Origin of the sequence: Streptomyces sp. NPDC102270, assembly GCF_044766405.1 — a bacterium.
GTDB lineage: Bacteria > Actinomycetota > Actinomycetes > Streptomycetales > Streptomycetaceae > Streptomyces.
The window spans coordinates 252,157-264,439 of record NZ_JBIWLX010000012.1 but is presented as its reverse complement, the minus strand read 5'-3'; the positions used below and the strand labels follow the sequence as shown (position 1 = coordinate 264,439).

The window sequence follows — 12,283 nt, the reverse complement described above, 5'->3', positions numbered from 1 at the left end:
ACCGATCGGCCCTGCTTTCGTTCCCCCGCTCGGGGGATTGCAAGGCACAACGGACCAGAACGAGGTGTACGCCCATGGAGGCCCCGCCGGACAACGACGTGCTCTGGGCACGCTCCCTGCACTTCACCCACCGCGACGGCTCGCCGGCGCTGCAGGGTGTCTCCCTGGGAGTGCGCGAGGGCGAGATCCTCGCCGTCAGCGGGCCGCGCGGCAGCGGCAAGACCGCACTGCTCAGATGCCTGTCGGGACTCACCCCGGCCCAGCGCGGCGAGGTCTGGTTCAACAGCGTGCCCGTGCACACCATGGGCCCGATGACCCGTGAGCGCCTGCGCCGCGACCGCTTCGGCTGGATCGACCCGTCCCCGGTGCTCGTTCCCGAGCTCAACGCCTGGGAGAACGCCGCCCTCCCCCTCATGCTGCGCGGCACCGGCCGCCGGCGCGCCAGGACGGCCGCCGTGGAGTGGCTGGAGCGCCTCGACGTCGGCGATCGGACCCGCTGCCGCCCGCACGAGCTGACCCAGTCGGAACGCCAGCGCGTCTGCGTCGCCCGCGCCCTCGCCCCCGCCCCGTCGGTCCTGTTCGCGGACGAACCGACGGCTCCGCTGCACCGGGCGGAGCGCGCGCACGTCCTGCGCACGCTCACGACAGCCGCACGCTCCCACGGCATCACCGTGGTCCTGGCGACGCACGACGCCGACACCGCAGCCCTGGCGGACCGCACGGTCACCCTCCTGGACGGACGCCGGGTGAACACCGTGCACCTGCCCCCGATGGCCGACTCGGAAGGCCGTACCGCGTGCTCGCTCTCCGTCTGACCTGGGGCGCCCGTCCCGCCGTACAGCTGCGCCGCCTCCTGGTGGCGCTCGCCTCGGCGGGCACGGGCTTCCTCCTCCTGTGCACCCTCGGCCACGCGATCAGCCATCCCGAGGACCCGTCCGGCGCCGCCCTGCGCCTGGCGTGGTGCCTGACGCCCGTGGCGGCGACGGTCCACTTCGCGCTGGCGGTCGCCCGCACCGACCCGGGCACCCGCCCCCGCCCCGGTCTCGCCGCGGTCGGCCTCGGCCCGGCCCGCTTGATGGCCGTCACGGCCACGACGACGGCCCTGTCCTGCACCCTTGGCTCGATGCTGGCGCTGCTGTTCTTCCTGCATCTGCGCGGCGACCTGACGGGTATGCCCTTCGACGGAGCGGCGGCGGACTTCCTGGCAGCGGGCGCCCCCCTCCCGTTGCCGGCGGCCCTGACCCTGCTGGGCCTGGTCCCGGCGATCGCGTCGGTGACGGTGGCACTCGTCCTGCGGCCACGGGACGACAGGCCGGCGGCGGCGAAGAGGGAGGCCCGGTCGTACAGCCGCTTCGGGGCGTACGGCAGGACGACGGCCAGGGAGCCCTTCGGGGCGTACGGCCGATTCCGCGCGCGCCGGACCGCCGGTGAGCCCGGCGTCCCGGGCGGCGACACCCCCGCAGCCACCCCCACCGACGAGAACCCGGCCCCGGGCCCCGGCCAGGACAGCGCTCTGCCCCCACTCCCCCGGGAAGCCCCCACAGGCCTCCCCTGGGGCGTCGCGGTCCTCGCCGCGGGCCTGGCCGTGGAGGCCTACGCCAACCGTCAGGGCACCACCCCGGCGGCACCTCTCCCCGGCGGCCTCGCGGGCGCCCCCTCCGTCCTCATCGGCTGGCTGCTCACCGCCGTGGGCCTGGCCGTCGCCGGGCCCGGCCTGACCCACCTCTGCGGCCGTCTCCTCCAGTCCACCCGGCCCGGCGCCCTCCGCCTCCTCGCCGGACGAGTCCTCATGGCGGAAGCCACCCGTATCGGCCGCCCCTTGGGCATCGTCTGCGCGGTGGCCTCCGGTGCCTACGCCATGGCCAGCCTGTACGACACGGCAGGACCCGAAGTGGGGCCCCTCACCACCCTCGGTCTGCTCCTCGTGACGAGCTGCACGCTCGCCACGCTTCTGACCGCCGCCGTGGAGGCGAAGCACGCGCGGTCGGACACCACGGCCGCGCTCGTCCGCCTCGGTGCCCCCGCGACGATGCTCCGCAGCGCGGCAGCCCTCCGTGCCGGTGCCCTGCTGGCACTCTTCGGCCCGCTGACCCTGATCGTGGCCGAGCTGGCGGCCCTGCCCCTGTCCTCCTGAACCGGGCACGGAAACTCGTACGAAAAAAATCTCGGGTCGCCGATGACTTCCGCCGGTCCCACCTGTCTAACCCACCGAACAGCACGCACCCCGATGGGAGAGACTCAGATGACTTCGCCGACGTACCAGCAGATGATCTTCGTGAACCTGGCCGTGAACGACCTCGACGCCTCGAAGAAGTTCTTCACGGAGCTCGGTTACTCGATCAACCCGCAGTTCAGCGACGACAACGCCGCGTCCGTCGTGATCAGCGACACCATCGTCGCGATGCTGCTGAAGAAGCCGTTCTACTCGACCTTCACCAAGAAGGAGATCGCGGACGCGACGACGACCAGCGAGGTCCTGATCGCGCTGAGCGCTCAGAGCCGCGCGGAGGTCGACGAGCTGGTCGACAAGGCGCTCGCGGCGGGCGGCACCCCGGCCGGCGAGACCCAGGACCACGGCTTCATGTACGGCCGCTCCTTCGACGACCTCGACGGCCACACCTGGGAGGTCATCTGGATGGACCCGGCGGCGATCCAGGGCTGACCCACGGGCCGCAACCCGGCGTGCGAGCATGGGCGGGTGCAGACGAGCCCCGCCCATGCGGCACACCACGACGACCGTGAGATCGAGACGCTGGAGGAGTTCGACGCGGTCGTACCGGCCCGCGGCACCCTCACCGGTTTCCGGGTCCAGTCCGTCGATCTGACCGACCGCACACGGGAGTTGCTCGCCACCGACACCTCGGGAGCCGTCTTCCTGGGCTGCCCGATGCGGGAGAACGCCGCGGCCAAGCTCCGCGCGGACGGCGCCCTGGTCTTCCCGCCCGTCCCGCACCTGCCCTTCGACCCGTACCGCGGACTGCTCTACTCCTCCGACGAGTTGTTCGACGGACTGGAGAAGGGGTACGAGCAGACTCCCGACGCCCTCGCCTACGCCTGGTTCCAGCGCACCAGGGCCGACGGCGACATATACGCGTCGATGCTCCGCTCCCTGCACGACGACGCCGTCTCCGACGCCCTCGACGAACTCCTGCGCGGCACCCAGGTCGTGGGCGTGATGGGCGGTCACGCGATGGCCCGCGGCACACGCGAATACGCCGGCGCCGCCCGCCTCGGCCGCGAACTGACCCGCGCCGGGTTCACCGTGGCCACCGGTGGCGGCCCGGGCGCGATGGAGGCGGCCAATCTCGGCGCCTACGCGGCCCCCTTCGAGGACGCCATGCTCGACGAGGCGTGCGAACTCCTCGCCGCGGCGCCGTCCTTCACCCCGTCGATCACCGACTGGGCGCGCGCCGCGTTCCGGATCCGGGCCCGCTGGCCCCGGGGCGGCCACTCCGTCGGCATCCCGACCTGGTTCTACGGGCACGAGCCGCCGAACGCCTTCGCCTCGCACATCGCCAAGTACTTCGCCAACGCCACCCGCGAGGACGGCCTGCTGGCCCGCTCGAACGCCGGTGTGGTCTTCCTGCCGGGTGCCGCCGGCACCGTGCAGGAGATCTTCGACAACGCGACGCCCAACTACTACGAGTCGCGCGGCGAACCCACACCGATGGTCCTCGTCGACCGCGTCCACTGGACGAAGAAGCTGCCCACCTGGCCGCTGCTGCAGGCGCTCGCGCGGGAGCGGTCGATGGAGTCCCGCATCGCCCTGGTCGACCGGATCGAGGACGCTCCGGCGGCGCTGAAACGCCTCACTGTGTAATAAGAAAGCAAAGTCAACGATTGTAAGGCCCCTGCACGTTGACACTTCTTATGCAGCGCTTATAGACCTGTGAGACTCGTGGGGTTGGTGATGTCGTATCACCAACCTTTCAACCCCCCGCATTTGCGCACCCCGTGAAGGATGAACGTGGCATTCACGCCCATATCCCGCCGCACCTCCCGCGCCGCGCGCTTCCTCGGCGTCGCCGCCGCCTCGACCGCGATCGTGCTCGGCGCCTCCGGCAACGCCCTTGCCTGCAACATCAGTGAGTTCTCCGCCGAAGCCAAGTGCGACGGCGGCAAGGGCGTCATCACCGTCACCGACGTGGACAAGGCCGGCGTCGAGGCCACCGTCTCGGTGTACCTGCAGAACAACGGCGCCGACGCGAAGAAGGTCGGCGAGCAGACGGTGAAGGGCTCCAAGGCCGGCACCACCATCACCTTCGAGGAGGACTGGGCGCCCAACGCGGAGTACCGCATCCACGTCGAAGCCCTGCCCTACATCAAGGGCGAGGACATCAAGCCCAACCTGACCACCCCGGCGACCGCCTGCAAGACCGAGGACACGCCGACCCCGACGCCCACGCCCACCCCGTCGGACTCCGCCAGCACCCCGGCCGAGGAGTCCCCGACCCCGACCCCGTCGGCCTCCGAGGGCACCACCGCCCCGGCGACCGTCGAGAGCAACGCCCCGTCGCCCGCGGCCGGCGACTCCAACCTCGCCGAGACCGGTGCGAACTCCAACACCGGCCTGATCGCCGGGATCGCGATCGCCCTGGTCGCCCTCGGTGGCGGCGCCGTGTTCTTCGGCCTGCGCCGCCGTGGCGCCGGCAGCCGCTGACACCCACAGCAGTTCGGTGGCCCGTCCCCTCAACGGGGGCGGGCCACCGCCCTGTTCACCCGAAGGTCGTTCGCTCCAGCCAGAACTCCAGCAGCTCCCGCTCCCCGAGGACTTCCAACTCCGATTGGTCCAGCGGCAGTCGCCGGTAGAAGGCGAGCATGACTGCGGTCAGCGGCCCCCGCAGCTCGACGGTCGCCTTCTCGTGCCCGCGCCGCCAGACGATGCCGTCCTCGGTGAGCTCGACCAGCCACTCGGCGTGCAGCTCGGCGACCGCGTCGGTGGCGTGCAGATGGATACTGCGCCCGGGGCCGCGCAGTTCCCTCGCCCCGTCGTGCGCCACGGTCCGCTGCACGAACTCCACGATCTGGAGCCACTCGTCGATCGCGTCGGCGGCGATGTCCGCGGCGACCTCGTAGGGCAGCCCGGCGGCGAGCGCGGCGTCGGCACGGTGGATCGTGAGTTCGTGGGCCATCCGCCGGGCCCAGAACCCCGAGGTGGGGATCTTGGCCCAGGACCACACGGCGGCGTCCGGCCCGGCCTCCCGGAGCGTGGCGACAAGCGTCTCGCCGGTCTCGGCGAGCCACGCGTCCAGGTCAGCGGCGTTCTCGGGCCCCTCCCCCAGCGGCACCTTGTCGTCGGCAACTGCCTCCCGCGCCCGGGTCCGCACCATCGACTCCGCCCAGCGCAGGGCGCCCCCGGTGTGCCGCACCAGCCGCTGCAACGACCAGTCCGGGCAGGTCGGCACCGTCCCGGACAGATCGGCCCCGGAGGTCACCACGGCCCTCAGCAGGCCGACTTGATGGGTGATCTCGTCGCAGTAGCGATCGTGTGACAGCGGGCTCATGCCCCGCACTGTAGGTCCGCCCCCGTCAGCCCAGCACCACAATTTCGGCGGCGTCGAACTCGACCCCGACCACGTCCCCCATCTCCGGCGCCTCGCGCAGCGCACACGCGGCCTCCAGCCGCGGCCCGTCGCCTTCCGAGGGATGCAGGTGTACGGCGACATGCGTGCCCTTGAAGGTCCGCGCGCCGACCGTGCAGCGCAGCCCCTCGTCGGCCGCCACGAGCCGCACCCCCGCGGGCCGCACCAGCACGCTCCGAGCCCCCTGGGCGGCTCCCGAGGGCACCGGCACCTTGCCCCACACCGTGTCCGCGGCCTCGCCCGTCACCGTCCCCTCGACCACGTTCTCGAAGCCGAGGAAGCGGGCCACGAACTCGTCCGCCGGCCGCTGCCACACCTCAAGCGGCGTACCGGACTGGGCGATCCGCCCCTCCCGCATCACCACGACCCGGTCGGCGAGCGCGAAGGCCTCCCCCTGATCGTGGGTCACCGCGAGCACGGTGGTGCCCAACCGCCCGAACAGCTGCCGCAGTTCGACGACCAGCCGCTCCCGCAGGGAACGGTCCAGCTGCCCGAGCGGCTCGTCCAGCATCAGCAGCCGGGGCCGGGGAGCGAGCGCCCGGGCCAGCGCGACCCGCTGCTGCTCACCCCCGGAGAGTCCCGCGACGGCCCGCCGACCGGCCCCCGGCAGCCCGACGAGGTCGAGCAACTCCCGCACCCGCTCGTCTTGTCGAGCCCTGGAAACCCCCTGCATCCGCAGCCCGAAGGCCACGTTGGCGCCCGCGTCCCGCTGCGGGAACAGCTGATGGTCCTGGAACATCAGCCCGACCCCGCGCTTGTGCGCGGGCACCCCGCCCTGGTCACGCCCGTCGAGCAGGACCCGTCCCTCGTCGAGCGGTTGCAGCCCGGCGACCGCCCGCAGCAGTGTCGACTTCCCGCTGCCACTGGGCCCGAGCACGCACACGAGCTCGTGCTCGGCGACATCGAGACCGACTCCGTCGAGGACGGCCCGCCCTCCGAACCGAACCGTCGCGTCCTCAAGGCTCAGCAGCATCAGAACTCCCCGGTCCGGTCGGTCCGCAGCCGTTCGAGCACCAGCAGCGCCACCGCGCACACCACCATCAGGATCGTCGAAAGGGCCATCGCCTGGCCGTAGTTGAGGTCCCCGGCCCGCCCGAGCAGCCGGGCCACGGCGACCGGCAGGGTCGGATTGTCGGGCCGTGCGATGAACACGGTCGCCCCGAACTCGCCCAGCGACACGGCGAAGGCGAAGCCCGCCGCGATCAGCAACGCCCGCCGCACCATGGGCAGATCGACCTCCCGCCACACCCGCCACGGGGAGGCCCCGAGCACGGCCGCGGCCTCCCGCAGCCGGTGGTCCACGGCCCGCAGCACCGGCAGCATGGTCCGCACGACGAAGGGCACCCCGACCAGCGCCTGGGCGAGCGGCACCAGGATCCAGGACTGCCTGAGGTCCAGCGGCGGCTCGTCGAGGGAGATCAGGAACCCGAAGCCCACCGTCACCGCGGACACCCCGAGCGGCAGCATCAGCAGCGCGTCGAAGCCCCGTACGAACCGCCCCGCGTCCCGCCGCGTCAGCGCGGCCGCCGCCAGACCCCCGACCGCCACCGCGATGGCGGTCGCGGCCAGGGCGTACTCCAGCGAGTTCCCGACCGCCTCGATCGGCGCGACGAGGAAGATCCCGCCGTCGCTGCGGGTCAGCGCCCGGTAGTAGCCGAAGCCGGGGGCGTCCAGCGACCGCTGGACGAGCACGGCGAGCGGCAGCACGAGGAGTACGGCGACACAGCCCACGACCCCGGCCAGCAACCCCCACTGCCCCGCGCCGCGCGGCCGCCGGGCGGTCACGGACGCGTCCACGAGCCGCAGCGCGGTCTCCCGGCGCCGTACGGTCCACGCGTGCAGGGCGAGGACCGCGCCCACCGCGACGAACTGGATCAGCGTCAGCACGGCGGCCGTGGACAGGTCGAAGATCTCGGAGGTCTGCCGGTAGATCTCCACTTCGAGGGTCGAGAAGGTCGGCCCGCCGAGGATCTGCACGACACCGAAAGAGGTGAACGTGAACAGGAAGACCATCAGCGCGGCGGCGGCCACTGCGGGCCCGAGCGCGGGGAGCGTGACCGTCCGCCAGGCCCGGAGCCGGGACGCGCCGAGCATCCGCGCGGCCTCCTCCTGACGCGGATCCAGCTGGGCCCACAGGCCGCCGACCGTCCGTACCACGACCGCGTAGTTGAAGAAGACGTGCGCGAGCAGGATCGCCCACACGGTGGTGTCCAGCCGAACGCCCCACAGGTCGTCCAGCAGTCCGCCGCGTCCCACCAGCGCCAGGAAGGCCGTACCGACGACGACCGTCGGCAGCACGAAGGGGACGGTGACCACAGCCCGCAGGATCTGCTTGCCGGGGAAGTCGAAGCGCGCGAAGACGTACGCGCCGGGGAGCGCGATCAGGAGCGTGAGCGTGGTGGAGGCGAGCGCCTGCCAGGTGGTGAACCACAGGACGTGCCGGATGTCCGGCTGGGCGAGGACATCGGCGATTCGGCCGAAGTGCCAGGTCCCGCCCGCCTTGAGTCCGCGCGTGACGATCGCAGCGACGGGATAGGCGAAGAAGACGGCGAAGAACGCGACGGGCACGGCCACGAGCCCGAGCCGGGCCGCCGCGTTCTTGACGCCCTTGCGTGGCCTTACTTCAGTACGAGCGAGGTCCATGACTTGACCCAGTCGTCACGGTTGTCGGCGATCTTCGCCGGGTCCATGGTCTCGGGATCCTTGGCCTGCGGACCGTAGGCGGTGAACTCGGCCGGCACCTGGGCGCCGTCCATGACCGGGTAGACGAACATGTTGAGCGGCATGTCCTGCTGGAACTCCTTGGTGAGCAGGAAGTCCAGGAGCGCCTTGCCGCCCTTGGTGTTCTTCGCGTTGCTCAGCAGTCCGGCGTACTCGATCTGCCGGAAGCAGGTGCCCTGCGCGACCCCGGTGGGGGCGGTCTTCGGCTTGGGGTCGGCGTAGATCACCTCGGCGGGCGGCGAGGAGGCGTACGACACGACGAGCGGCCGGTCGGCCTTCGCCTTCTTGCCCCCGGCGGAACCGGAGAACTCCTCGTTGTAGGCCTGCTCCCAGCCGTCGACGACCTTGACGCCGTTGGCCTTGAGCTTCTTCCAGTAGCCCTGCCAGCTGTCGTCGCCGTACTTCGCGGCGCTCCCGAGGAGGAAGCCGAGGCCCGGCGAGGAGGTGGAGGCGTTCTCGGTGACGAGGAGGTTCTTGTAGGCGGGCTTGATCAGGTCGTCGTACGACGTCGGCGGCTGGAGCTTGTGCGCGGTGAAGTAGGCCTTGTCGTAGTTGACGCAGATGTCGCCGGTGTCGATGGGCGTGACCTTGTCCCCGTCGACCCGGTACCCGGCCTTGATCCGATCGGCGCCCTTGGCCTGGTAGGGCTGGAAGAGGCCGTTGTCGAGCGCGCGGGACAGCAGCGTGTTGTCGACACCGAAGAAGACGTCGCCCTGCGGGTTGTCCTTGGTGAGGATCGCCTTGTTGACGGCCTGCCCGGCGTCGCCGTCCTCCAGGACCTTGACCCGGTAGCCGGACTTCTTCTCGAAGTCGGCGAGGACGCTCTTGGAGACGGCCCACGAGTCGTGGCTGACGAGCGTGACGGTCTTGGAGCCGGAGCTTCCGGAGCCGTCGGACGACGAGCCGCACGCGGACAGCGTGACCAGGCCCAGGCCGACGACGACAGCACAGAACTTCTTGTTCACGGTGATGACCGAACTTCCTACCCAGAATGACCTGGGCGAGGTTCAGAGGGTCTGCGGCCCGATTGCCGCACTCTCAGCGCTGTGGCGCTCCCCTGTCGGATATGAAGATGTACGTGCGTACGGTCGTCAGACTACCGCTCGGTGGCCGCGAGCTGGCCACAGGCCCCGTCGATCTCCTGCCCACGGGTGTCCCGGACCGTCACCGGCACCCCATGGGCGGCGATGGCCTCCACGAACGCCTTCTCGTCCTCGGGCCGGGAGGCGGTCCACTTGGACCCCGGAGTCGGGTTCAGCGGGATGAGGTTGACGTGCACCGGCTTGCCCTTGAGCAGCCGTCCCAGCCGGTCACCGCGCCATGCCTGGTCGTTGATGTCCCGGATCAGCGCGTACTCGATGGACAGCCGACGCCCGCTCTTCTCGACGTACTCGAACCCGGCGTCGAGGACCTCGCGTACCTTCCACCGCGTGTTCACGGGGACGAGGGTGTCGCGCAGTTCGTCGTCGGGGGCGTGCAGGGAGATCGCGAGCCGGCACTTGAAGCCCTCGTCGGAGAACCGCTGGATCGCGGGCACCAGCCCGACGGTCGACACGGTGATACCGCGCTGCGAGAGCCCGAGCCCGTCGGGGGCGGGATCGGTGAGCGCGCGAATGGAGCCGACGACCCGCTTGTAGTTGGCGAGCGGCTCACCCATGCCCATGAAGACGATGTTGGACAGCCGAGCGGGCCCGCCCGGAACCTCCCCGTCCCGCAGTGCCCGCATCCCGTCCACGATCTGATGCACGATCTCGGCGGTGGACAGATTGCGGTCCAGTCCCGCCTGCCCGGTGGCACAGAAGGGGCAGTTCATGCCACAGCCCGCCTGCGAGCTGATGCACATGGTCACCCGGTCCGGGTACCGCATCAGCACCGACTCCACGAGCGTCCCGTCGAACAGCCGCCACAGCGTCTTGCGCGTGGTCCCCTGGTCGGTCGACAGGTGCCGTACGACAGTCATGAGCTCGGGAAGCAACGCCTCCTGGAGCTTGCCGCGCGAGCCTGCCGGGATGTCCGTCCACTGCGCCGGGTCGTGCGCGTACCGGGCGAAGTAGTGCTGCGAGAGCTGCTTCGCACGAAACGGCTTCTCCCCGATCCCGGCCACGACCTCCTTGCGCTCGGCGGGCGTGAGGTCGGCGAGATGCCGCGGCGGCTTCTTGGCTCCGCGGGGGGCGATGAAAGTGAGTTCTCCGGGCTTAGGCATGGCTGTACCAGTGTCGCAGATCCTTGAGGGGCCGCGTTCAGAAGAGCCACACCCCGAAGGCCGTGACCGCCAGGCCCACGACCACGAAGAAACCCCCGGTCAGGGCCACCGGCAGCGCCTGTCCAGGGCGCCGCGACGGCTCCAGGCCGCGCCAGGTGCTGACCGCCGCGTACACCCCGATGAGAGCGATCGCACAGCCGATGACGAAGGCGACGAGGGCGAAGAAGCCGGACCAGGTGGAGTGGTGGTCCGGGTTGGGGGTGAACACGGCCGCGAGGGCCGTTCCGCCGTGGGGGCTCACTTGTCGTTCTCGTCCTTCGTCAGGTTCTGGATGTCGGCCTCGATACCGGACGCGGCGGCGTAGACGCCGGTGTTGAGGGTGGTGCCCACGGTGTTCCTGAACGCTCCGTCCGCGAGCCTGCCCTGCTCGCTGAGATGTTCCCCACCGAGGCTGCCGTGCTCCTCCAGCGCGTGGTTGACGCCGTGGTTCTGGGCATTTCCGGCGGCACCGGCGACCGCGTTGGTCAGCGCGTCCTGGCCCATGGTCGACGCGTCCTGGCCGTTCGCGTAGTCGGCTGTCAGACCGCCCGTGACGTTGCCGAACGCGCCGTTGACCGCGGTGCCGAGCAGTCCCTCCCCCCGCAGGAGGTCTCCGGTCACCCCGGTGAGACGGGCCCCGACCGCGCCGGCTCCCGCCGTGAACCCCGCTGTACCGCCCGCGAGCAGCGCGCCGTTCCTGAGGTCGGCGCCCACGGTCACCGGCTGCCCGTTGACGGCCTGGGTCACCATGAGGCTTCCCGAGTCCGCCACGAAGTTCGTCGCGAAGCTCTCCAGCCCTGTCTTGGCGAAGGTCGCGGTGACCCGGGCCACGGCCGTCAGCATCCGCTCGAGCGTGGCGACGGTCTCCGCGCTCAGGCCGGAGAACCGTTCCAGGAGGCCCGCAACCCGCTCCGCCGCCGCCGTGAACAGCCGGACCAGGTCCACGATCCTGGCCACCCGCGCCGCCACCGCCGTGTTCGCGACGAGGTCGGAGACGAAACCGGTGAAGAACGACAGCGCGACCCCGGCGATCTCCATCTCGGCGATCTCGACGCAGATGTCGATGATCTCCTTGTTGATCCCGTCGATCTCGTCCGCGTAGGACCGCAGGCCGCCGGCGACATGGTGGAAGTTGGCGGCGACGTCCTGGACGACCTTCTTCTGCTCCTCCCAGTGCTTCTCGAAGGCGTCCCGGGCGGCACCGTGCCAGCCCTGCTTGTCGACCCCGGCGATCGCCGCGTCCACGGCCCGTACGACATCCGTCAGTTCGGTGCCCGTGGCGTCCCAGGAACGGGCGACGGCCCGGAGGGTGTCGCCGTCGCCGCCGGGGAGTTCCACACCGGCGGCCTGGAGGATCTCCAGGACCTTGCCGTCGATCCAGTCGTTGACGCTCACGGGCGGCCGCCCAAGGCCGCGGAGTGCAGATAACCGAGGGCCGTCCGGTCCGAGTCCGCGTAGTGGGTGGCGTTCAGCCGCAGCCGGTCGCCGTCGCTCCTGAGCACGTCCGGAAGATGTCCGAGCGCCTTGACGGTGTTCTCCAACAGCTGCCGGTACTTCTCCGACGCCCCGTCGCAGATGCCCAGCAGCCCGAACGCCTGCCCGATCTCCGCCGCGCTTCCTGAGAACGCCCCGATCGGCCCGGCGAGGCCCGTCGCCTCCCGGTCGAACCTTCCCGCCAGATCCGTCAACGTCTCGGGGTCAACCCCGAACTGCTCACTCATCCCGCTCCCCCGTTCGA

At 71.0% G+C, this 12,283-nt stretch carries 13 protein-coding genes and 1 riboswitch; of the genes, 5 read left to right on the top strand and 8 right to left on the bottom strand.

What is annotated here, in order from left to right; translation table 11 throughout:
• Positions 1-74 precede the first annotated feature (74 nt).
• The 5 genes from ACIRP7_RS26250 to ACIRP7_RS26230 all read left to right on the top strand — a co-directional run bounded on the left by ACIRP7_RS26250 (position 75) and on the right by ACIRP7_RS26230 (position 4,660).
• The gene (locus ACIRP7_RS26250; protein ID WP_403664153.1) at positions 75-815 is read left to right on the top strand and encodes an ABC transporter ATP-binding protein; all 741 of its coding nucleotides are present in this window, start codon (positions 75-77) and stop codon (positions 813-815) included.
• Positions 797-2,134, top strand: coding sequence for a hypothetical protein (locus tag ACIRP7_RS26245; RefSeq protein WP_403664151.1), 1,338 nt, complete (start codon positions 797-799; stop codon positions 2,132-2,134). Before ACIRP7_RS26250 ends, ACIRP7_RS26245 begins: the two co-directional genes overlap by 19 nt.
• A 108-nt stretch (positions 2,135-2,242) precedes the next feature.
• Positions 2,243-2,662: a VOC family protein gene (locus tag ACIRP7_RS26240; protein WP_403664148.1), complete on the top strand. Its 420-nt coding sequence runs from the start codon at positions 2,243-2,245 to the stop codon at positions 2,660-2,662.
• 36 nt (positions 2,663-2,698) lie between these two features.
• Positions 2,699-3,820, top strand: coding sequence for an LOG family protein (locus ACIRP7_RS26235; RefSeq protein ID WP_403664145.1), 1,122 nt, complete (start codon positions 2,699-2,701; stop codon positions 3,818-3,820).
• Positions 3,821-3,967: 147 nt separating this feature from the next.
• Positions 3,968-4,660 carry an LAETG motif-containing sortase-dependent surface protein gene (locus ACIRP7_RS26230; protein WP_403664142.1) on the top strand — a complete coding sequence of 231 codons (693 nt, stop codon included), beginning with the start codon at positions 3,968-3,970 and terminating at the stop codon, positions 4,658-4,660.
• 55 nt (positions 4,661-4,715) lie between these two features.
• On the opposite strand, the gene ACIRP7_RS26225 is transcribed toward ACIRP7_RS26230, so the two are convergent.
• The 8 genes from ACIRP7_RS26225 to ACIRP7_RS26190 all read right to left on the bottom strand — a co-directional run bounded on the left by ACIRP7_RS26225 (position 4,716) and on the right by ACIRP7_RS26190 (position 12,266).
• Positions 4,716-5,504 (bottom strand): maleylpyruvate isomerase family mycothiol-dependent enzyme, encoded by a 789-nt coding sequence (locus tag ACIRP7_RS26225; protein WP_403664139.1) that lies wholly within the window; start codon positions 5,502-5,504, stop codon positions 4,716-4,718.
• A gap of 25 nt (positions 5,505-5,529) precedes the next feature.
• A complete protein-coding gene (locus tag ACIRP7_RS26220) occupies positions 5,530-6,555 on the bottom strand; it encodes an ABC transporter ATP-binding protein (protein WP_403664136.1) in 1,026 nt (341 codons plus the stop codon).
• Positions 6,555-8,225 carry an ABC transporter permease gene (locus ACIRP7_RS26215; RefSeq protein WP_403664133.1) on the bottom strand — a complete coding sequence of 557 codons (1,671 nt, stop codon included), beginning with the start codon at positions 8,223-8,225 and terminating at the stop codon, positions 6,555-6,557. The genes ACIRP7_RS26220 and ACIRP7_RS26215 overlap by 1 nt, the downstream gene beginning before the upstream one ends.
• Positions 8,201-9,274 (bottom strand): thiamine ABC transporter substrate binding subunit, encoded by a 1,074-nt coding sequence (locus ACIRP7_RS26210; protein WP_403664418.1) that lies wholly within the window; start codon positions 9,272-9,274, stop codon positions 8,201-8,203. The genes ACIRP7_RS26215 and ACIRP7_RS26210 overlap by 25 nt, the downstream gene beginning before the upstream one ends.
• A riboswitch (TPP riboswitch) is annotated at positions 9,265-9,372 on the bottom strand. Its footprint overlaps the gene before it by 10 nt.
• 27 nt (positions 9,373-9,399) lie before the next feature.
• Complete coding sequence (gene rlmN / locus ACIRP7_RS26205) at positions 9,400-10,506, bottom strand: 23S rRNA (adenine(2503)-C(2))-methyltransferase RlmN (RefSeq protein WP_403664130.1); 1,107 nt, start codon at positions 10,504-10,506, stop codon at positions 9,400-9,402.
• 37 nt (positions 10,507-10,543) lie between these two features.
• Positions 10,544-10,807 carry a hypothetical protein gene (locus ACIRP7_RS26200; protein WP_403664127.1) on the bottom strand — a complete coding sequence of 88 codons (264 nt, stop codon included), beginning with the start codon at positions 10,805-10,807 and terminating at the stop codon, positions 10,544-10,546.
• Complete coding sequence (locus ACIRP7_RS26195) at positions 10,804-11,940, bottom strand: WXG100 family type VII secretion target (protein ID WP_403664124.1); 1,137 nt, start codon at positions 11,938-11,940, stop codon at positions 10,804-10,806. Before ACIRP7_RS26195 ends, ACIRP7_RS26200 begins: the two co-directional genes overlap by 4 nt.
• Positions 11,937-12,266, bottom strand: coding sequence for a WXG100 family type VII secretion target (locus ACIRP7_RS26190; RefSeq protein WP_403664122.1), 330 nt, complete (start codon positions 12,264-12,266; stop codon positions 11,937-11,939). The genes ACIRP7_RS26195 and ACIRP7_RS26190 overlap by 4 nt, the downstream gene beginning before the upstream one ends.
• Positions 12,267-12,283: the final 17 nt, after the last annotated feature.

What these genes read in the sequence shown, in the direction of transcription:
- ACIRP7_RS26215 (WP_403664133.1), bottom strand. Translation starts at nt 8,225, where the DNA reads ATGGACCTCGCTCGTACTGAAGTAAGGCCACGCAAGGGCGTCAAGAAC.
- ACIRP7_RS26190 (WP_403664122.1), bottom strand. Translation starts at nt 12,266, where the DNA reads ATGAGTGAGCAGTTCGGGGTTGACCCCGAGACGTTGACGGATCTGGCG.
- ACIRP7_RS26225 (WP_403664139.1), bottom strand. Translation starts at nt 5,504, where the DNA reads ATGAGCCCGCTGTCACACGATCGCTACTGCGACGAGATCACCCATCAA.
- ACIRP7_RS26220 (WP_403664136.1), bottom strand. Translation starts at nt 6,555, where the DNA reads ATGCTGCTGAGCCTTGAGGACGCGACGGTTCGGTTCGGAGGGCGGGCC.
- ACIRP7_RS26250 (WP_403664153.1), top strand. Translation starts at nt 75, where the DNA reads ATGGAGGCCCCGCCGGACAACGACGTGCTCTGGGCACGCTCCCTGCAC.
- ACIRP7_RS26240 (WP_403664148.1), top strand. Translation starts at nt 2,243, where the DNA reads ATGACTTCGCCGACGTACCAGCAGATGATCTTCGTGAACCTGGCCGTG.
- rlmN (WP_403664130.1), bottom strand. Translation starts at nt 10,506, where the DNA reads ATGCCTAAGCCCGGAGAACTCACTTTCATCGCCCCCCGCGGAGCCAAG.